18 protein-coding genes are annotated in these 19,905 nt (G+C 71.5%); 13 read left to right on the top strand and 5 right to left on the bottom strand.

Annotated features, from left to right (window positions below; all coding sequences use genetic code 11):
- The first annotated feature begins 109 nt into the window (after positions 1–109).
- Positions 110–1,480 carry a GntP family permease gene (locus tag Aeryth_RS01285; RefSeq protein WP_067853618.1) on the top strand — a complete coding sequence of 457 codons (1,371 nt, stop codon included), beginning with the start codon at positions 110–112 and terminating at the stop codon, positions 1,478–1,480.
- Positions 1,481–1,482: 2 nt separating this feature from the next.
- Here the strand turns inward: Aeryth_RS01285 and Aeryth_RS01290 are convergent, their stop codons facing one another.
- From Aeryth_RS01290 to Aeryth_RS01300, 3 genes are read right to left on the bottom strand one after another with little or no spacing between them, the layout of a single operon-like run.
- Entirely contained in the window at positions 1,483–1,923 is a 441-nt protein-coding gene (locus Aeryth_RS01290) for a hypothetical protein (protein ID WP_067853621.1), read from the bottom strand.
- Positions 1,920–3,821, bottom strand: a complete 1,902-nt coding sequence (locus Aeryth_RS01295; protein WP_067853624.1) for an acyl-CoA dehydrogenase family protein — start codon at positions 3,819–3,821, stop codon at positions 1,920–1,922. The genes Aeryth_RS01290 and Aeryth_RS01295 overlap by 4 nt, the downstream gene beginning before the upstream one ends.
- A 58-nt stretch (positions 3,822–3,879) precedes the next feature.
- A complete protein-coding gene (locus Aeryth_RS01300) occupies positions 3,880–4,548 on the bottom strand; it encodes a metal-dependent transcriptional regulator (protein ID WP_067853627.1) in 669 nt (222 codons plus the stop codon).
- A gap of 108 nt (positions 4,549–4,656) precedes the next feature.
- Between Aeryth_RS01300 and Aeryth_RS17780 the strand changes: the two genes are divergently transcribed.
- The 10 genes from Aeryth_RS17780 (at position 4,657) to Aeryth_RS01345 (ending at position 13,583) form a co-directional block, all read left to right on the top strand.
- The gene (locus Aeryth_RS17780; RefSeq protein ID WP_158509159.1) at positions 4,657–4,809 is read left to right on the top strand and encodes a hypothetical protein; all 153 of its coding nucleotides are present in this window, start codon (positions 4,657–4,659) and stop codon (positions 4,807–4,809) included.
- A 54-nt stretch (positions 4,810–4,863) separates the two neighbouring features.
- A complete protein-coding gene (gene rraA, locus Aeryth_RS01305; protein WP_067861169.1) occupies positions 4,864–5,358 on the top strand; it encodes a ribonuclease E activity regulator RraA in 495 nt (164 codons plus the stop codon).
- Positions 5,359–5,654: 296 nt separating this feature from the next.
- On the top strand, positions 5,655–7,244 hold the full coding sequence (locus tag Aeryth_RS01310) for a prenyltransferase/squalene oxidase repeat-containing protein (RefSeq protein WP_067853630.1): 1,590 nt from the start codon (positions 5,655–5,657) through the stop codon (positions 7,242–7,244).
- A complete protein-coding gene (locus Aeryth_RS01315; RefSeq protein ID WP_067853633.1) occupies positions 7,241–8,137 on the top strand; it encodes a hypothetical protein in 897 nt (298 codons plus the stop codon). The genes Aeryth_RS01310 and Aeryth_RS01315 overlap by 4 nt, the downstream gene beginning before the upstream one ends.
- Positions 8,134–9,291, top strand: coding sequence for a CbiQ family ECF transporter T component (locus Aeryth_RS01320; RefSeq protein WP_083516169.1), 1,158 nt, complete (start codon positions 8,134–8,136; stop codon positions 9,289–9,291). The genes Aeryth_RS01315 and Aeryth_RS01320 overlap by 4 nt, the downstream gene beginning before the upstream one ends.
- Complete coding sequence (locus Aeryth_RS01325) at positions 9,275–10,870, top strand: ABC transporter ATP-binding protein (protein WP_067853636.1); 1,596 nt, start codon at positions 9,275–9,277, stop codon at positions 10,868–10,870. The genes Aeryth_RS01320 and Aeryth_RS01325 overlap by 17 nt, the downstream gene beginning before the upstream one ends.
- On the top strand, positions 10,867–11,673 hold the full coding sequence (locus Aeryth_RS01330; protein WP_067853639.1) for an ECF transporter S component: 807 nt from the start codon (positions 10,867–10,869) through the stop codon (positions 11,671–11,673). The genes Aeryth_RS01325 and Aeryth_RS01330 overlap by 4 nt, the downstream gene beginning before the upstream one ends.
- Before the next feature lie 29 nt (positions 11,674–11,702).
- On the top strand, positions 11,703–12,347 hold the full coding sequence (locus Aeryth_RS01335; RefSeq protein WP_067853642.1) for a hypothetical protein: 645 nt from the start codon (positions 11,703–11,705) through the stop codon (positions 12,345–12,347).
- A 34-nt stretch (positions 12,348–12,381) separates the two neighbouring features.
- Positions 12,382–13,137: a 2-phosphosulfolactate phosphatase gene (locus Aeryth_RS01340; protein ID WP_067853645.1), complete on the top strand. Its 756-nt coding sequence runs from the start codon at positions 12,382–12,384 to the stop codon at positions 13,135–13,137.
- Positions 13,138–13,232: 95 nt separating this feature from the next.
- Positions 13,233–13,583 (top strand): histone-like nucleoid-structuring protein Lsr2, encoded by a 351-nt coding sequence (locus tag Aeryth_RS01345; RefSeq protein ID WP_083516170.1) that lies wholly within the window; start codon positions 13,233–13,235, stop codon positions 13,581–13,583.
- Between the two features lie 455 nt (positions 13,584–14,038).
- Here the strand turns inward: Aeryth_RS01345 and Aeryth_RS01350 are convergent, their stop codons facing one another.
- Positions 14,039–15,187: a TDT family transporter gene (locus Aeryth_RS01350; protein ID WP_083516171.1), complete on the bottom strand. Its 1,149-nt coding sequence runs from the start codon at positions 15,185–15,187 to the stop codon at positions 14,039–14,041.
- 94 nt (positions 15,188–15,281) lie between these two features.
- Between Aeryth_RS01350 and Aeryth_RS01355 the strand changes: the two genes are divergently transcribed.
- The gene (locus Aeryth_RS01355; RefSeq protein ID WP_067853651.1) at positions 15,282–16,187 is read left to right on the top strand and encodes a LysR family transcriptional regulator; all 906 of its coding nucleotides are present in this window, start codon (positions 15,282–15,284) and stop codon (positions 16,185–16,187) included.
- 621 nt (positions 16,188–16,808) lie between these two features.
- On the opposite strand, the gene Aeryth_RS01365 is transcribed toward Aeryth_RS01355, so the two are convergent.
- On the bottom strand, positions 16,809–17,993 hold the full coding sequence (locus Aeryth_RS01365; protein WP_067853656.1) for a hypothetical protein: 1,185 nt from the start codon (positions 17,991–17,993) through the stop codon (positions 16,809–16,811).
- Between the two features lie 107 nt (positions 17,994–18,100).
- Between Aeryth_RS01365 and Aeryth_RS17525 the strand changes: the two genes are divergently transcribed.
- Positions 18,101–19,729 (top strand): hypothetical protein, encoded by a 1,629-nt coding sequence (locus tag Aeryth_RS17525; protein ID WP_144433627.1) that lies wholly within the window; start codon positions 18,101–18,103, stop codon positions 19,727–19,729.
- Positions 19,730–19,905: the final 176 nt, after the last annotated feature.

The following is a 19,905-nucleotide window of genomic DNA, read 5'->3' on the forward strand; positions in this document are numbered from 1 at the left end:
GACCCGCCTCGACGAGCGGGACTCGCTTCGACCAGCGGGACCTCGCGTGGGGGCCGCGCACGGTGGGGTGGCCTAGGGTGAGGCGCACTGTCGATCGAGGGGGAAGACCGTGGAAGTCGTCCACACCGCCATCGCCATCGTGCTCGTGGTCGGGCTGATCATCTGGGCGAAGGTCGACCCGGTGATCTCGCTCGTGATCGCCTGCCTCTACCTGGGGCTCGCCGCGGGCGTGGGGTTCGAGGGCACGGTCACCGCCATCACCGGCGGGTTCGGCGAGATCATGACGAAGGTCGGGCTCCTCATCGGGTTCGGCGTGCTCATCGGCGCCCTCCTGCACTCGTTGGGCACGTTCCGCAAGCTCGTGCGGGCGCTGCTGTCGGTGGTGGGGGCGAAGCGGCTGCCCTACGCGCTCACCGGCGCCATGTCGACGGTGTTCCCGTCCATCTACGTCGACGTGCAGGTGGTGCTCGCCGCGCCGATCGCCCGGTCGTCGGCGCGCCACGTCGGGCCCCGCGGGCTCGCGCACCTGGCCGGCGCGATCGGCACGGGCATCTTCGCGGGCTACGTGTTCGTCGTGCCCGGCCTGGCCGCCGTCACGATCGCGGGGATCCTCGAGATCCCGCTCGGCACGTACATGATCGCGGGCATCGTCCTCGGGCCCGTCACCGCGCTGCTCACGACCTTCCTGTTCGGCCGCCTGCTCCGCCTCGGCTGGTGGAAGCCCGAGACCGACGAGGCGCAGGACGAGCCGCTCGACGGCGACGGCGTGGAGCAGAACACCGCCGGCACCGGTCCTGGCGAGGGCGCGAGCCGCAGCGACGTCGACGTGCCGCTGCCGGTGGCCCTCCTGCCGATCCTCGTGCCCCTGCTGATGATCGCCGGGGGCGCGTTCGCCGACCTCGCCGACGTCACGAACGGGTTCGTCGCGTTCCTCGGCAACCCGAACGTCGCCCTGTTCGTGGGCCTGGTCGGCGCCTACTTGCTCGCGCGCGCGGCCACCGGCGTCGAGCGCACCGACAAGGCGCTCAAGACCGGCTTCCACACGACGGGCGAGATCCTCCTCATCACCGGCATCGGCGGCTCGCTCGGCGCGGTCATCGAGGCGACGGGCCTCGACCAGACCCTCGCGTCGCTGTTCTCGGCCAGCGAGGGTGCTGCCGTGGTCACCAGCATCCTGCTGGCCTGGTTCATCGCCGCGGTGCTGCACCTCGCGATCGGCTCGGTGTCCGTGGCGGCGATCGCGGCGGCCGGCATCATCAGCCCGGTGCTCGGCTCCATCGACGTCGCACCGCTCGCGATCGGCCTGGCCGTCGCGTCGGGGTCGATGTTCGCGCTCACCGTGAACTCGAACTTCTTCTGGATGTTCAAGTCGCTGCTCGGCCTGACCACGAAGGGCGCGCTGAAGACGATGACGCTGGTCACCAGCATGGCCTCGCTGGTGTCGTTGCCGATGGTGCTCGTCGTCGCGTTCCTGGCCTGACGTCAGGGCTCGACGCGGTAGCGACCCTCGAGCGCCATCTCGATGGTCTGGATCCGCGGCAGGTCGAGGCACCGGCTGACGACGCCGAGCACGACCCGGTCGGGCTGCACGTCGACCTCGACGTCGTACCCCGACGGCACCGCGGCGCGCACCGCGTCGGCCAGGCCCGACGGCGGCGCCGACGCGAGATCGAGGGTGGCGTCGACGCGGTGCACGACCGCGTCGCTGCCCCGACCCGGGCAGCGCTGGGTGTCGGCGCGGCCCGCCAGGGTGTCGTCGGGGGCCAGCGTCACCCGGTCGCCGACGGCGAGCAGCGCCGATCTGGCCGCCTCGTCCGCGCGGTCGCGCCACCGTGTGGCACCGTCGACGTCGACGGACTGCGCGCACCCCGCCGTCAGCAGGGCGAGCGCGGCCACGGTCGTGCCGAGGCGTCGGGGCGTCACTGCTTGAGGAGCATCGCGGCGCCGAGGGTCTCCTCGGGCACGCCGAGTCCCTCGACGAGCGTGAGGAGGTGCGGGCGGAGCTCGGCGAGCTGCTCGTTGAGCAGCTGCGTGACGGCCTTGGCGCGCTGGTCGGAGATGCGGTTGTGGGCCATGAACCACGCGAGGTCGTCCTCGATGACGCTCAGCGCGTACACGGTGCACACCTGGCGCAGGAGGTCTGCGGCCTCCTCGTCCTCGCAGCGGGCGATGCCGGCGGTGAACGCCTCGAGCACGACGCGGTCGACGTGCGCGCGGCCGCAGCGGATGAGGTGGTCCTGCGCGTCGTTGAAGATGCGGAACGCCTCCTCGCCCTTGGCCTTCGCGGCCCGCTGGAGCCGTCGGGCGGCGGTCTCGATGAGGTGCTGCTCGCGGTCCTCGAACAGGCTCAGCTGCGTGCCGCGGTCGAGCAGGTCGTGCGCGTCGCCGCCGGCGGGTGCCGCGTCGATGAGGCGCTGGATGAGCTGGCTGGCGGCCGTCCGCTCGCGCACCGTGTCGGCGACCGTCTCGGCGACGAACCGGACCATGCCGAACGGGTCGAGCCCGCCGACCTCCTTGGCGTAGGAGGTGAGCAGCTCCTTGCTGAGCAGCTGCAGCATGACGTGGTTGTCGCCCTCGAAGGTCGTGAACACGTCGATGTCGCCGCGCAGGACCGTGAGCCGGTTCTCGGCGAGGTAGCCCGCGCCACCGCACATCTCGCGCGACTCGTTGATCGCGCGGGAGGCGTGCCAGGTCATGATCGCCTTCAGCCCGGCGGCGCGGCCCTCCAGCTCACGCTGCTGCTGCGCGTCGGGCTCGGTGGCACGCTGCAGACGGTCCATGCGCGAGACCTGCTGGTTCTGCGCGAACCGGTACGCGTAGGAGCGGGCGAGCAGCGGCAGCAGGCGACGCTGGTGCAGGCGGTAGTCGGCGAGCAGCACCTCCGGCTCGCCCTCCTGGCCGAACTGGCGACGCTGCAGCGCGTAGCGGCCGGCGATGCTGAGCGCGACCTCCGCCGCGGCGAGCGCCGACCCGCCGACGCTGATCCGTCCGCGCACGAGCGTGCCGAGCATGCTGAAGAAGCGTCGGTTCACGTCGTCGATGGGCGAGGAGTAGGTGCCGTCCTCGGCGACGTCGCCGTACTTGTTGAGCAGGTTGACGCGGGGGATGCGCACCTGGTGGAACGCCAGGCGTCCGTTGTCGACACCGCCCAGGCCGCCCTTGTGGCGGTCGTCGCCGACCTCGACGCCCTCGAGCACCTGGCCCTGGTCGTCGCGGATCGGCACGAGGAAGCAGTGCACGCCGTGGTTCTCGCCGCGGGTGACGAGCTGCGCGTACACCGCAGCCACCGTGGCGTGCGCGGCGGCGTTGCCGATGTAGTCCTTCGTCGCCGACGGCGTGGGGGAGTCGACGACGAACTCCTGCGTCTCGGCGTCGTAGGTGGCGGTCGTCTCGAGGTGCTGGACGTTGCTGCCGTGCCCGATCTCGGTCATCGCGTAGCAGCCGACGAGGTCGAGCTCGATGAGTCGCGGGATGAGGTCGCGGTGCCGCTCGGTGCCGAGGTTCTCGACCGCGCCGCCGAAGAGTCCCCACTGCACGCCGGCCTTGACCATGAGGGACAGGTCGAACTGGGCGAGCATCTCGATGCCGGTGACCGCCATGCCGGGGTCGCCGCCGCCTCCGTGCTCGGTGCGGAAGCCGGCCGCGGGCACGCCGGTCGGCACGAGGCCGTGCAGCTGGCGCAGGGTGCGCTCGCGCGCGGCGTCGATGTCGAGGTCGAGGTCGTAGGCCAGCTCCATCGCCGCGAGCTCCGTGCGCGACTGCTCGCGCACGTGCCGCCACTTGCCGTCGAGGGCGATGCGGACTTCGTCGGACAGCGTCATGGGCCGAACGCTACTCGCGCTCGGGGGTCCCCGCAGTGCTGCGAGCGAGGCGCCGCGGTCAGGCCGGGGCGACGAAGATCGCGGCTGCGGCGACGTGCCCCAGGTCGCGCTGGGTGCCGTCGAGCTCGACGGCCAGGGTGCCCGCGAAGTCGTGGCGCTCGACGAGCCGCAGCGTGACGCCGAGCGTCATGCCGAGGTCGACGAGGTGGCGCAGGAGGGCGGGGTCCTCGTCGGAGACCCGCACGACCCGCAGCCGCGCGGGCGCCTCGACGTCGACGAGCGGGCGGGCGTCGAGGGCGGGCAGGCGGCCGTCGGCGGTCGGGATGGGGTCGCCGTGCGGGTCGAACTCGGGGTGCCCGAGCCGGGCCGACAGACGCTCGACGAAGTCGTCGCTCACGGCGTGCTCGAGCACCTCGGCCTCGTCGTGCACCTCGTCCCAGGCGTAGCCCAGGTAGTCGACGAGGAAGGTCTCGACGAGGCGGTGGCGTCGGACCATCGCGAGCGCAGCGGCGCGGCCGGCGTCGGTGAGGCTGGCGGTGCCGTAGCGCTCGTGGTCGACGAGCCCGGCGGCGGCGAGCTTCTTGAGCGCCTCGGACACGGTGGACGGGGAGACGCCGAAGCGCTCGGCGAGCGCCCGCGACGTGACGGGCGAGTCGTCCCACTCCTGGGTGGTCCAGATGACCTTCAGGTAGTCCTGCATCGAGGACGACAGGGCGGAGGCGGGCACCGGTCCAGGGTAGGGGAGGGCGGACGCGCGTCGCCGGACTCACGACATCTGCCGCGAGTTCGGTTCGCCGAACTTGTGTGTTCCGTCCTGACTGGTAGCGTGTCCTGCATGGCGAACATCGCGCACCCCGGGTCCTCGCGGCCGGCCGCTCCTCGGCTCGACGCCGTGCAGCTGCGGCTCCTGCGCTCCGGCCTGGTGCGCACCGTCCTGTTCGTCGGCGGCTTCGTCGCCGTCGTCGCGGTGGGCGGCCAGGTCGGCTGATCGGCCCCTGCCGGTGCGCATAGGGTCGTGGTGCACCCCGACCCGGAGGACCCCATGACCGGATGGACCACGCCCGACCTCTGCGACGACCACTTTCCCGACCGCGTGTCGGTCGTGCAGCCCGGGCTGCTGCGCGGCTTCGGTGGACGGGAGGCCTTCGCCGGCCCCGTCGAGACCGTCTCCTGCTTCGAGGACAACTCGCGCGTCAAGGAGCTGGTCGTGCAGCCCGGTGAGGGGCGGGTCCTCGTCGTCGACGGTGGCGGCTCGCTGCGCCGGGCCCTGCTCGGCGACCTCATCGCCGCCCGCTACGTCGAGAACGGCTGGGCCGGCCTCGTCATCCACGGCGCCGTGCGCGACGCGGAGGTCCTGCGCGACCTTGACCTCGGTGTCCAGGCCCTCGCCCCCACGCCCGTGCGCACCGAACGGCGCGGCCTCGGCGACGTCGGCGTCGAGGTGACCTTCGGGGGCGTCACGGTGCGGCCCGGCCAGTGGGTCTACGCCGACGCCACCGGCGTGCTCGTGGCCGAGGGCCGCCTCGACGCGGTGTGAGCGCGGTGCTGGTCGCCCGAGGGGGGACCTTCGCCTGAGATCCCGGTCTCAGCCCTCGCTCCGCGACGGGAGCGGGTGGTACCGTCCGCCTGTCAGTCGACACCATCACTCCACGTGCCTGCCTGCGGGGAAGCCGGTCGAAGTCCGGCGCTGACCCGCAACCGTAGCCCCTGCCGCCCGGCGTCGGGGGGAGCCGGAACACCGCACCGGGCACCCGACCGAATCACGCTGTCGTGGTCGCAGCGGGTCTCCCCCCGAGGGGCGCCCCTGCTCTTTTGCAGCGGGTGAGGACCCCCATGAAGCACACCCTCCGTCGCGGCATCGTCGCGACCGCCGTCGTCGCCCTCGGCGCCGGCCTCCTGGGCGCCGCCCCGGCCGCCCAGGCCGCCCCGAACTCCTACGCCTACTCCGCGGCGCGGTGGCTGGACGACCAGCTGACCGACGGCGTCGTGCACAACGAGCAGTACGACTTCGACGACCTCGGCCTGACCATCGACGTCTTCCTCGCGCTGCACGACCTCGAGACCCGGACCGCCACGCAGCAGCGCATCGTCGAGGCGCTGGCGTCGAAGGTCGACGAGTACACGACCGGCGGCTCGTTCGCCCCCGACGATCGCTACGCCGGCGCCACGGGCAAGCTCGCCAGCGCGGTCCAGGAGGCGGGCCAGGACGCGACGAGCTTCGGCGGGGTGAACCTGGTCCAGCGCGCCGAGGAGCGCGTGGTCACCGAGGGGACGTCGGCGGGCCGCGCCTCCGACCTGTCGGAGTACGGGGACTTCTCGAACACGATCGGCCAGGCCTGGGTCGTGCGGGCGCTGTCGACGGCCTCGTCGAGCCGCGCGGCGTCGACGGTCGAGTACCTCCTGAAGCAGCAGTGCGCCAACGGTGGGTTCCGGGTGAGCATGGCCGACGAGCAGTGCGGGACGCCTGGTGCCGAGCAGGGCCCGACCGTCGACGCCACCGCCTTCGCCCTCCAGGCCCTGGAGGTCGCGCGCGAGCACGGGATCAGCGGTCTCGACGACGACGTCGCCGAGGCCACCGACTGGCTCCTGCGGACGCAGGCCGCCGACGGCTCCTTCAGCGACGGCGGGACCGCCAACACGAACAGCACGGGCCTGGCGGCCGCGACGCTGCGCGCGGTCGGCCAGGTCGGTCGCGCCGGCGCCGCCGCGTCGTGGATCGTGAGCAAGCAGGTCACCGACGCCAAGGCCGAGGACACCGCGCTGGGCAACGAGATCGGCGCGATCGCCTACGACGACGCAGCCCTGCAGACCGGGCTCGAGAAGGGCATCCCGGTCGAGGCGCGTGACCAGTGGATCCGCGCGACGGCACAGGCCGCCGTCGGTGTCGACGCCCAGCTGCCGCCCGCGACGTTCACGGTGACCGCCCCCGCGGGCTACGTGGCGGGCGGAAGCACCGTGGCCGTGCGGGCCACGGGCCTCGCCTCCGGCGAGAAGGCTCGGGTGGTCCTGGCGGGCGGAGGCGCCGTCAGCGTCTTCGCGAACGCCGACGGCCTGGCGACGGCCTCGGTGAAGGCCTCGGCGCGGACGGGGACCGTGCGCGCGACGGTCACCGGCTCGCGCAGCAACCGGGTCGGCTCGACGTCGGTGCGCGTGCTCGCCGCGTCGGCCCGCTTCCCGGCGAGCGTCGGCGCGACGTCGGTGAAGGTCAACGGCAAGGTCCGGGTGAACGCCCGCGGCCTCGCGGCCGGCGAGCCGGTGCGCGTCTACTACCGCAGCCGCTACGTGGCGACCGGCACGGCGTCGAGCACGGGACGGTTCACGACCGTCATCGGCGTGGGGCCCGCGACCGGACGCAAGACCGTGTTCGTCCGTGGTCTCACCGACACGCGCCAGGGCACGGCCACGCTCACGGTGGGCCGATGACCCGACGGCTCCTGGCCGCGCTGGTCGCCACCCTGCTCGGGGTGGCGACCGGCGCGGTCGTCGTGCAGGCGCCGGCGCAGGCTGCGGCCTGCGCGCAGGGCGACGGGGTGACCGTCGTGGTCGACCCCCACCAGCTCGGCGGCGGCGTGAGCACCACCTGCGTCCCAGGCTCGGGCAGCAAGGCGTCCGCCGCCTTCACCGCGGCCGGTGTCTCGATGCAGCGAGCCGCTCGCGAGCGGGGCTTCGTCTGCCGGGTCAACGCGCTGCCCGTCGACGCCGGCTGCGTGCAGGCGTCGCCCGCCGACGCGTACTGGTCGCTCTGGGTGTCCACCGGCAACGGGTCGTGGAGCTACGCGCAGATCGGGGTCGACGGACTCGACGTCCCGCGGGGCGGCTGGGTCGCGTGGAGCTGGCAGGGCCAGGCGAGCCGCGCGCAACCCGGCGTCTCCCCGGTCGGCGCGGCGGCCGTCCAGCCGTCGGCGCGACCGACCGGCAGCACCGGCGGGTCGCGTGGTCCGAGCAGCTCCGAGGGCCGGGGCGGCTCCGGCGCGTCGGGCGACGGTGGCGCCACGGCCGGGACCCCGTCGTCCGGTCGTGCGACGGGCTCGTCGAAGGACGCGGAGCAGAAGTCCCGCGACGGCGCCAAGGACGCTGGCGACGACGAGGACGAGAAGCGTGCGCGCAATGACGAGCGCGCGCGACGGACGGCCCCCTCGGCGACGCCGTCGTCGAGTGACGCTGCGAGCGCAGGGAGCGGCGACGAGACCCGAGCCACGTCGGCCCACGCCGGCTCGGGTGCACCCGTCGGGACGCTCGTGGCCGTCGGCGTCGTCCTCGCCCTGCTGGGCGCGGCCGGCGTCGTCGCCCGGCGGCGGAGGGACGACCGCTCCTGACCTCCCCGGCGCGCGACCTGCACCCCGGAGCCTGGTGGCTCTGGGCGCTCGGTCTTGCCGCGGCGGCCTCGTTCACGCTCAACCCGTTCGTGCTGGCGGTCGTCGGCGCGGTCGTGTCGGTGGTCGTCGTGGCGCGTCGCGGTGACGCGCCCTGGGCGCTGTCGTACCGGTTCTACGTCTACTTCGCGCTGTTCGTCGTCGTGCTGCGGGTGCTCTACCGGATCGTGCTGGGCGGTGGCGCCGTCGAGGGCGAGGCCGTCGTGCTCCACCTGCCCGAGATCCCGCTCCCCGACGTCGCGCGCGGCATCCAGCTGCTCGGCGACGTGACGGCGGTGTCGCTGCTCGGCGCCCTCTACGACGGCATGCGGCTCGGCGCGATCATCCTGTGCGTCGGTGCCGCCAACTCCCTGGCCAACCCCCGACGGCTGCTCGCCGCGGTGCCGCCCGCGTTCTACGAGGTCGGTACCGCTGTGGTGGTCTCGCTGTCGGTGTTCCCGCAGCTCGCGGAGAGCGTGCAGCGCGTGCGTCGGGCGCGCCGGCTGCGGGGCGACGCGAGCCGGGGCGTCCGGTCGCTGCGGCGCGTGGTCGTGCCCGTGCTGGAGGACGCCCTGGAACGGTCCATGACGCTCGCCGCCGGCATGGACGCACGCGGCTACGGCCGCACGGGCGGTGCGACACGGGCGCAGCGGCTCGTCACGGGCGGGCTCATGCTCGGCGGGCTCGGCGCCCTCTGCGTCGGCGCCTACGCCTACCTCGACGGGACCGCACCCCGTGTGCTCGCCGGACCGGTCCTCGTCGTGGGGCTGTTGCTCGCCGCCGCGGCGCTGCGCTCGGCCGGTCGTCGCGTGCGCCGCACTCGCTACCGCCCCGACCGCTGGCGTCCGGCGGAGGTGCTGACCGCGCTGTGCGGCGTCGTCGTCGCGGTGGGCGTCGACCGCGCCTTCGACCTCGACCCGTACGTCGTCGTGCCCGACCTGGAATCATGGCCCACGGTCAGCCTGCCGGTGCTGCTCGTCGTGCTCGTGGGCGTGCTGCCCGCCTTCCTGACGCCACCGCCCGCGACCGACGTCGCGGGCCCGTCCAGCCACGACCCGACCGACGACGACCCGAGCGACCACGACGAGGGGGAGGTGCCCCGTGCTCGAGCTGCGTGACGTGACCTTCTCCTACGACGACGCAGGGCCGACGCTCAAGGACGTCGACCTCCTGCTGCCCGACGGCGAGCTGCACCTGGTGTGCGGTCGCACCGGGTCGGGCAAGTCGACGCTGCTCGGTCTGTTCAACGGGCTGGTCCCGCACTTCAGCGGTGGTCTGCTCGAGGGCGACGTGCTCGTCGACGGCGCCTCGATCATCGGCACGCCGCCCCGCGAGCTCGCCCACCTCGTGGGGTACGTGCCGCAGGACCCGGCGGCGGGCTTCGTCAGCAACGTCGTCGAGGACGAGCTGGCGTACGGCATGGAGCAGCTCGGCCTCGACCCGCAGACCATGCGTCGGCGCGTCGAGGAGACGCTCGACCTGCTCGGCATCGCCGACCTGCGCCGCCGGTCGTTGCGGACGCTGTCGGGCGGCCAGCAGCAGCGGGTCGCGATCGGCGCGGTCCTCACGATGCACCCGCGGATGCTCGTGCTCGACGAGCCGACGTCGGCGCTCGACCCGACCGCGGCCGAGGACGTCCTGGCGACGGTGGCTCGACTCGTGGCCGACGTCGGGCTCGGCGTGGTGGTCGCGGAGCACCGGATGGAGCGCGTGGTGCCGTTCGCGGACCGGCTCGTCGTGGTCGAGCACGGCCACGTCCGCTCGGGCGAGCCGGCCGACGTGCTGCGCGACAGCCCGGTCGCCCCGCCCCTGGTGGAGCTCGGCCGCCTCGCCGGCTGGGACCCGCTGCCGCTCACGGTGCGCGACGCGCGGCGGCGGTCCGCCCCGCTGCGCGAGCGGATCGGTCCCGCACCCGTGCGGGGCCCACGACGTCCCGTGGGGGCACCGGTGCTGCGGGCCGACGGCGTGTGCGTCGACTACCGCCGCCACCGCGCGGTCGACGCCGTCGACCTGACCGTGAGGGCCGGCGAGGTCGTGGCGCTCATGGGACGCAACGGCTCGGGCAAGTCGTCGCTGCTGTGGGCGCTGCAGGGCGGGGTCAAGCGGTCCGCCGGGCGGGTCGCGGTGGGGGCGGAGGCGCTCGACCCCGCCGGGCTCGCCCCGGCAGCGGCCCGGGCGCAGGTCGGTCTCGTGCCGCAGACCGCGTCGGACCTGCTCTACCTGGAGAGCGTCGACGAGGAGTGCGCCGCGGCCGACGCGCACACCGACGGGGCCGACGGGCGGTGCCGCGCGCTGCTCGACCGGCTGGCCCCCGGGATCGACGGCGACCAGCACCCGCGCGACCTGAGCGAGGGCCAGCGGCTGTCGCTCGTCCTGGCGATCGTGCTCACCGCGGCTCCGCGGCTGCTGCTGCTCGACGAGCCGACCCGCGGACTCGACTACTCGGCCAAGACCCAGCTCGCCGACATCCTGCACGCGCAGGCGGCCGAGGGCCGAGGCGTGGTGGTGTCGACCCACGACGTGGAGTTCGTGGCGCTCGTCGCCGACGCCGTCGTGGTGATGGCCGAGGGCGAGGTCGTGTCGGCCGGCGACGTCGGCAAGGTGCTGGCGGAGTCCCCGGCGTTCGCACCGCAGACGGCCAAGGTGCTCGGCCCCGGCTGGCTCACGGTCGCCGACGTGGCGGGAGCGACCTCGTGACGTCGCGGCTCACGCCCCGCTCGGCGTTCGTGCTCGGGGTCGCGTCGCTCGCGGGGCTCGTCATGTTCCTGTGGCCGCTGTTCGTGCAGCCGGAAGCAGGGGCGACCCGCGTCGACCAGCCGTTCATCTTCATGGCGCTGCTGCCGATCGTCGTGCTGGTCGTCGTCGCCGAGCTGACCGAGGGCGGCATGGACGCCAAGGCGCTGGCGATGCTGGGCGTGCTGACCGCCGTCAACGCGGCACTGCGCCCGCTCGGAGCCGGCACCGCCGGCATCGAGACCGTCTTCTTCGTGCTCGTCCTCGCCGGCCGGGTCTTCGGCCCCGGGTTCGGGTACGTCCTCGGGTGCACGTCGCTGTTCGCGTCGGCGCTGCTGACGTCGGGCGTGGGGCCCTGGCTGCCCTTCCAGATGATGTGCGCGGCCTGGATCGGTCTGGGCGCGGGGCTGCTCCCGCGACGCGTGACGGGCCGCGCGGAGATCGCGATGCTCGTCGCCTACGCGGTGGTGGTCGCCTACGCGTTCGGCATGCTGATGAACCTGTCGTCGTGGCCGTTCCAGCTGGGCATCGCCGTGCCCGGGTCCGACCGGACGCTGCAGCTCGTGCCCGGCGACCCGGTGGGGGAGAACCTGCACCGCTTCCTGCTCTACAACCTGCTCACGTCGACCTGGGGCTGGGATACCGGACGGGCGATCACCAACGCGCTGCTCGTGGGGATCCTCGGCCCGCCCGTGCTGACGACGCTGCGCCGCGCGGCACGCCGCGCCCGATACGGACAGCCGGCCGTCGAGGTCGCCGGCCGGTGAGGGTGCGTGGGTCGGCGAGGATGGGGGGCATGCGTCCGTCGTCCCGCCCCGTCCTGGTGCTCGCCGTGCTGCTGGGCGGCCTCCTCGCCTCCGGTGCTCCCGCCTCCGCTGCCGACTCCGACTCGACCGCGGCCTGCACCGCCGAGGACGTCGTGGTCGTCGTCGAGCCGGCCTCGCTCGGCGGTGAGCCCGACGTGCGCTGCGCGACCGGCCTCGCCGCGGACGCCGTCGCGCAGGACGCGCTGGTCGCGGCCGGGCACGACCTGGTGGAGACCAGCGGGTCGACGCCCTTCGTGTGCCGGGTCGACGGCCGGCCCGGGCCCGACGAGGAGCGGTGCGGTGCGTCGCTGTCCGGGTCGGGCTACTGGGCCTTCCTGCTCGCCGACGAGGGAGGCGACTGGACGTTCGCGCAGACCGGGCTGCGTGAGCAGCGGGTGGAGCCGGGGCAGTTCGTCGCCCTGCGCTTCCAGCTGCTGGCCGACGGCGAGGACGTGCCGGTGCAGACCCGGCCGACCGTCGAGACGCGGGAGCGGACGCCGCGCGCGTCGGAGGTCGAGGAGCACGACGCGCTGCGTCCCTCGGGCGCCGAGACCGCGGTGACGGTCGCGCTGGCCCTCGTCCTCCTCGCTGTCGTGGTCGGCATCGTCGTCGTCGCCCGGCGGCGCCGTCCGTGACCGGGCGCCACCGTCGGGTCGGCACACTGGTGCCATGACGGCGACGCGCCAGGGCGACCACACGGTCCGGTTCGACTGGGGACCCACCGGCGGGCTCGCCGTGGGCGAGGGCGCCGACGTCGCGGTCGTCGTCGACGTCCTGTCCTTCACCACCGCCCTCGGGGTGGCCGTCGAGCGCGGCGCCGTGGTGGTGCCGTACCCGGCAGGTCGACCGGACGCCGCCGCGGTGGCCGCCCAGACCGGCGCCGTGCTGGCCGGTGGGCGCTCGAGCGCTGCGCCCGACGAGCCCACGCTGTCGCCCGCGCGTCTGCTGGAGGTCGACCTGCCGCCCCGGCTCGTGCTGCCGTCGCCGAACGGGTCGGCGGTCGCGCACGCCCTGGCGTCGGCGGCGACGACCGTGGTCGGGGCGAGCCTGCGCAACGCCGCGGCCGTCGCCTCCTGGATCGCGCGGGAGCACGACGCCGACGACACAGTCGTGGCGGTGGTCGCCGCCGGCGAGCGGTGGCCCGACGGGACGTTGCGGCCTGCCGTCGAGGACCTCTGGGGTGCCGGCGCTGTGCTCGCCGCGCTCGAGGACTTCGACTGGCCCGGCCTGTCGCCCGAGGCCGCCCTGGCCGCCGACGCCTACCGGCTCGTGCGGGAGCGCGAGTCGTCCCACCTGCACGCGTGCGCGAGTGGTCTCGAGCTCGTGGCGGCGGGCTGGGAGGCCGACGTCGCCGTCGCCGCCCAGGTGGGGTCGAGCAGTGTCGTCCCGGTGCTCAGCGACCGCGGATTCGTCCCAGCGCCATAAAGTCGAAAAAGGTTCTGGACGCTATTCCTGACTTTCGTCCATAAAGGCTCCGCCCGGTGTCACGACTTTCGTCATGGACGCGATAATCTGCGGCTATGGCAAAAAAGACCGTGGAAAAGTTCTACTCCGACCTGAGCGGTGACGAGATCGACACCCCGTCGCCCACCGTGGCCTTCACCTTCGACGGGGTCGGCTACGAGGTCGACCTCACCGAGGCCGAGCGGCAGACCTTCGCCGACGCCGTCGCGCCCTACGTCGCCGTCGGCCGCCGCGCAGGCCGCGCCTCCGGCCGCAGCAGCTCCTCGCGCCGTTCGTCGTCCTCGTCGTCCTCGTCGTCGGTCGACGCGAAGGCCGTGCGCGAGTGGGCGCAGGAGCAGGGTCTCGACGTCCCGGCCCGCGGCCGCGTCCCCTCCTCGCTCATCGAGGCCTACCAGGCCGCGCACTGACCGTCGCCACGACCACGCGGCCGGGCCGGGCTCCACGAGGAGCCCGACCCGGCCGCGTCGCGTCGGGGCGACGTCGCTGGGGTTCTCAATCCGTCGGCTGGTTGACGCAGCGCGGGTCGTTGCGGAGCCGAGCGCTCCCGCCGTCACGGACGACGACGCCGTCACGCTCCTCATCCTGCTGCTCGTCGATCTCTGATCTCGGCAGTTCAGGCTGACGTGAGGAGGTAGCAGGGTGACGCTCAGTCCGACTCCTCGCTGGTACCGCCGGAGGCGATCTCGGCGTCGGCGATGACTGGAGCCATCCTGACGACGGCGCTCAAGCCGGCCAGGACCAGCAGCACGAGTCCCGGAGATGAACGTGGCGGCGACGACGACGCCGATGGACCATTCGATCGTGGTCTCACTGGGCGTCTTCATCACGGGCTTCCTCTCACGCGTTGGGGGTCGCTGCGAGCTCAGGGCTTCTTCAGCAGCTTCCCGGTGTGTACGCCGCGAAGGGTGCGGGCGGCGACGACGGCCCATGCGCTGAGAAGAAGGATGAACAGAGCCCCGGCCGCGACCTGGAGCACGTGGTTGCCGGTCAGCTGGGCGAGTCCGGAGGTGCCGGTGACCACGGTGCCGACCGGGAAGGTGAAGGACCACCAGGTCAGGCTGAATGGGAGTCCTTCCTTGGCGGTGCGGGCGGTGAGGGTGATGGCGATCGACGACCACAGCATCGCGAATCCCCACATGGGAATGCCGTAGACGAGGGCGAAGGCGTGGAATGCGGTGCCGTAGGGGCTGTCGAGCACGCCGGGGGTCACGTTGCCGAGGTGGTGGGCCGCGGTGATCGACTGCCCGAGGGGACCGAGGACGATCCAGAGGGTAGGCACGGCACCGGCCGCGCCGATGCCGTGGCGCAGCAGCCGGTTCCAGATGAGAGCAATCACCACGATGCTGCACATCAGGGTGAGGCCGAACATCATGTAGCAGGCCAGCAGCATCGTCTGCTGGGCCTGGCCGGCCGGCAGGTGCGGGATGAGGGCTGCGCCGGTGGCGGCGCTGACCATGGGCGGGACCACGGGCATGAGCCAGCCGCCGAAGGCGGAGTCCTCGCGGACCTCGTGCGAGGTGAAGGCGCGGATCGGCACCAGCACGGCCGTGGTCAGACCGAGCAGGGTCCCACCAGTCCACAGCACCCAGTCCAGCGTCAGCGCGGCGGTCATGCCGATCAAATGATGTCCCACGAGCACCGCGCCGGCGCCGACGGTCATGAGTCCCATCGCGGGGGCACCGTAGAAGTGAGACATCACCGGGTCGTCCAGGTGACCGCGAGCCACCTCGCCGTGCAACGTCCAGTGGCCGGCAGTCGCCACGACCACCACGACGAGCAGCAGGAGCGCGAGGACCCAGACGGCGGTGGCGAAGGCCGTGATCCCTGACACCGTGAAGGGCAGGGAGGCCGCGGCCACCGCGACGATGCCGGTCCCCATGACCGAGGCGAACCAGTTCGGCCCGATGAAGCCCAGAGCCGGAGCGCCCTCGAGCTCACGAAGCCACCCCGTTCGGTCGTGGGTGCTGCGGGCGCGGTGCTCGCTGGTCGTCGTCAGGTGTGCGATGGTCATGACTCCACTGTCGTCTCGGTGGGGAGTCGCCGGTAGAACCCGTCTTCCTGTGGCTCCACAGGGCAGTCCTGTGGACAGCGAGTAGCCTGCGGAGATGCGCAACATCCCCGATCTGGCTGCTCTTCAGCTGCTGGTCGACGTGGCTACCCATGGCAGCATCGGCGCTGCGGGCCGAGCAAACGGCATCACGCAGCAGTCCGCATCCGAACGGCTCAGAGCCGTTGAAGCCCAGACGGGACTGACCCTCCTGCGCCGTGCTGCTGGAGGATCGACGCTCACCGAGTCCGGTGTCCTGATGGTCGGCTGGGCCGCACGTCTGATCGATCTCGCTCAGGAGATCGACGAGTCGATCGCGACCCTGCGCGACGACCGGGCACATCAGCTGAGCGTCGCGGCGAGCATGACCGTCGCCGAGCACCTGCTGCCCCTGTGGCTGGTCCGGCTTCGCCAGCAGCACGACACGGTCGTCAGCCTGGTCGCCACCAACAGCGAGAACGTGCGGACGGCCGTGGCAGACGGGTCGGTCGACATGGGCTTCGTCGAGGACGGTGCCGACTCCGGTGGCCTGGCATCGCTGGTCGTCGCTCGCGACGAGCTGGGCCTGTACTCGGCACCGCGCGACCCATGGGCCGAGCAGGGCTCGCCGCTGACTCCAGATCAGCTCGTCACACGACGTCTGACCTGGCGGGAGCGGGGGTCGGGGACCCGGCGCGTCGTCGATGACGCGCTCGCAAGACTTGGCTTGACCGCTGCGGTGCCCGCCGTCGAGCTGACCACCACGTCCGGCATCCGATCGACGGTCAGCGCCGGCAGCCCGCCGGCCTTCATGAGCCGACTCTCGGTGCGCAGCGACGTCGAGGCGGGCCGGCTCGTCGAGGTGCCGATCGAGGGATTGGACCTTTCGCGCGACCTCGCCGCGCTGTGGGTCGGCAGCGGCCGGCCGCCCGCCGGCCCGGTCCGCGATCTGCTGGCGATCGCCACGAAGACCCGTACGCGGTGAGCCGATGTCCGGCCCAGTGTCGGCGTTGCCGCGTCCCGCACCTGACGCCTCTCGAGGCGCTCGTCGAGCACGGCAGAACCCCACGATCTCTGCGGAGGTTATGGGACGGTATTTCAATCTTGCTGAAACAGGGGTGGCGCTCGGTGCGGCTAGAGATCGCGCGACCTCTGAACAGCGAACTGAGCCATGAATTGAGCCGGAGTTCAGCCGTGAAGTGCGTATCCGTCGCGGGTTGGAAGAGCAGCGCGACGCCATGGTGGCGGACTATCTGTCTGGCAAGGGGTCAGTGCTGCTGGCTCGGAAGTACGGACTGGTCGATAGCACCGTGATCAAGCACCTGAAGGCGTCAGGGGTGCGGATGCGCACAGGGGAGAAGCTGACCTCTGAGGACATGATCGAGGTCAGTCGACTTCGTCAGTCGGGATGGAGTCACCAAAGGATCGCTGATCAGTTCGGGGCGAATCGCTCGACGGTGTCGCCGCGGCTGAGGCGTGAGCAGCGGCGAAACGCATAGCGAGCGATGTGCATAGGCCACATAACACGCCACTTCGTCGCGCGTGGACACCCTTAAGACGGCTGACTTAGCACGGCTGCACCGAAACTCGATGTTGACCACACTCATCACTCTTGGTCGCTGGCCGATGCCGATTGAAGATTGGTTGGCGGCCCGTCAGTTTGGCGGGTCCGGCCGCAGCCGTGTCGCAGGAGGGCGTTGCCCGCGGCGAGCGCGGCGTGAATGGACTCGGCACGCACCGGAACGCTGTGTTCGCCGCGTCGGCGAACGATGCTGATGAAGGCCCCCTCAACCTTCCCTTCCACGATGGCCCCGTGGACGAGGAACGGCTTGCTCTCCCCGGGCTGCGCGGGGATGCGCAGGACCGTGACGTAGCCGGTACGCCCCTTGGTTGTCTTGGCCACCGCGTTGTGTACTTCAAGGCCGTCGACGGGTGGGAACACCCGTCGGTCGATGACCTTGTGGATGGTGGAGGTCTGAGCGGGCTCATCGAGGAGGCGTAGCCCGGTGATGGTGTCCACGCCCATGACTCGCTTGGTGGTCATGCCGATGACGAGGAGGCTGGCACGCTCGCCATTGCAAAACCGGGCTACGTCTTGGGCGAGCTCGATCTCGCCGGCCGGGTCGCCGATGGAGTGGAGTTCGCTCTTGGCCTCCAGCCAATTGGACTCGGCAAGCCCGATGAGCAGGTCGGCTCGTCCGGCGACGATGAGGTCCAGGGCGACGTCGGCGTCGAAGTCGCCGTCGGTGAGCTGCCCGACGAGCCGGCAGACGGTGTCGCAGATGGTGACGGCGTCGCCGACGGTGGCACCTCTGCGTGGGGTGGTGACTCGGATGGTGACGAGACCCTGGGTGCCGGTCCCGGTGGCGACGGCGGTGACGACGTTGCTCCCGAGTCGTGCGAGAGAGCCGTCGAGAAGAGGCTTGTACTCGTCGTCTCCGAGCTCGAGCCCGTCGAGCGCAACCTGGATGTCGAGGACGACACCGTCGTCGGGGTCCCACCCGATGCTGAGCGGTTCGGGGTTCGAGTATTCGACGTCGAAGTCGTCGGCGGGGACATCCGCGACGCGGAAGTCCCCAAGTACGTACGTCATGCCCCACTCGTCGACGTGCGTGTCCCTCTTCCAGTCGTGTGACTCCGCACGTAAGGCACGCGCTAGCGATGCCAGCGACCCGTTCGCGACCACCTCCAGGGGTGCCTTCCAGCAGTACCCATCTTGGTTCTCGATATCGAAGCCATTCAGGCGAAGAACACCATCGGTCACGTAGTATTTGAACTGATCGCCCGCCATGTGCCCATAGAACCGGTGAAACGGCCGCTCGCGCCGCCCGACACGACGTTCCAGCCCGTCAGGCTCGAACAGTAGACGCGTCTGTCGCAGCCCTTCAAACTGATGAGGTGAGCGTCGCGCGACAGACCAGCGTGCGGGTCCTGCCGGTAGTGCTGGAGTCACTAGATGCCCTTGCGTCCAAGCTGTCCCTGTCCCGCGACGCGACGGTCCGCTTGGCCCTTCGCCAGCACGTCGAGGCCCAGGCGGCCATCGACGACCCTGGTTCGCGGCTCAGCCACATCACGACAGTTCTGCGGTACCCGCCCAAATCACCGGGGAAGCGGGGAACGGATGGGCGAGTTCACCTTCGCGTTCGAGTCGAGCCAGAACTCCTCGAACTGGCCGACGCGACGCAACTCCTGCTGCCCGGCCAGACCTCGAAACGTGCCCATCGAGACTACGTTTCGCGACCGCTGACCGACGCCATCACTACTGCCGTGTACCGACACAATCGGTTCGTCATCGACGAACTGGCCGAACTGCCACAAGTCATGAGCCATCGGATGGCCTTCGCCCTTTGGCGACTCGTCTTCTCTGCCACGTTCACCCCATCAGAAACTCAGGCCATGGGCCGGAGTCCGGGCAGTGACGGTGGGAGATCGCCCGAAGTACTCGCGGCCGTCGTCGACCTGCGCGCGGGCGAGTTCGCCTGGCACCACCCGTCGCGAACCGCTCTTGCAGTCCACTTCGCCCGCGAACTTCTCACTGGGCCGTACGCGGCCCGTCACGGTCGGATGCTCCTCACCCAGGACGCCCTCTACGAAGAGACACGCGACAAGCTAGAACGCGGTATGCACTGGCTCCCCGGCGACGCCCCCGAGATGTGGGCTGGGTCCACAGCTGGACGAGGCGGGTCATCACTGTGGCGCCGAGCACGGGCTGCGGCACTGGTCGAAGTCGTCGACTGGTACTTCGACCCCAACCGCCCTGCCAAGTTCACCCCTGACACCCCTGGCTGGTCCTTGAGCACACCGCCCGGCTGGCAGCCTGTCGTCACCAACCGACCACTTACGCCCGCGCAACAAGCAGACGTGGCCGCTGGCCGCGTACTCGCACTCGAGCGCGGGAACAACGCCGTCCTCATCGGGTACCGCAACGATGGCACCCCAACTCCCGGACTAGACACCGTCCTGAGCACTTGGAACGGGCTCGAGCCCGCGGCTGTCGCGGAGCTACTCGGCCTCGTCGAGTACGACCTCGGAGGCATCTACTTGCTCGCACCCGAGGCGCACCACCTCGGTTTCATCTCCGCCGACCAGCGAGACCACCTCATCAGCGACGCAGCCTTGATCACCGAGCAACGCATTCGTTCACGCCTCAACGACAGCAAGCACCTCTATGACCCGGATGAGTACGACGAGCTCGTCCGCCTTCAGCACGACCCGGTGGCATTCGAACGCGCCGCCAAGGTTCCAGGTCTCGCGTTCCACATCAAGCGCCCATGGTGGCGGTGGGATGTTCACCACTTCCATCCCACCCTGGACGCCGAGGCCGACGACCCAGCCCGTGTCGCCGCTCTCTCGAAAGCCTTCTCGAACTTCCACCGGTACCGCCTCGAGAGATCCATGGAGTGGGCTGGAAAGCGGGCCCTCGCGGGCTACACCAGACCCCTCGTTCACGAGTACTACGACGAGGACGAGCCGCAGCTACGGACCGTCTTCGATCTCCTCGCCACCGACGAATCTGACGATCTGTGACATCCACCGTTAGGCATGGAAGAGTTGCCGTGGCTCACCATGGTCCCATGATCACTCATTCCAGCCGTTTTGGTCCTTCTGAACCCGAACCGCGCCGCCGTCGCGGACCTGCTAACGGCCTCTGGGCGCTCGTCATCGCTCTCGTCGCCCAGGCGTTCAAGCATGTCCTGGACCGT

The sequence above is a fragment of the Aeromicrobium erythreum genome (genome assembly GCF_001509405.1).
GTDB lineage: Bacteria > Actinomycetota > Actinomycetes > Propionibacteriales > Nocardioidaceae > Aeromicrobium > Aeromicrobium erythreum.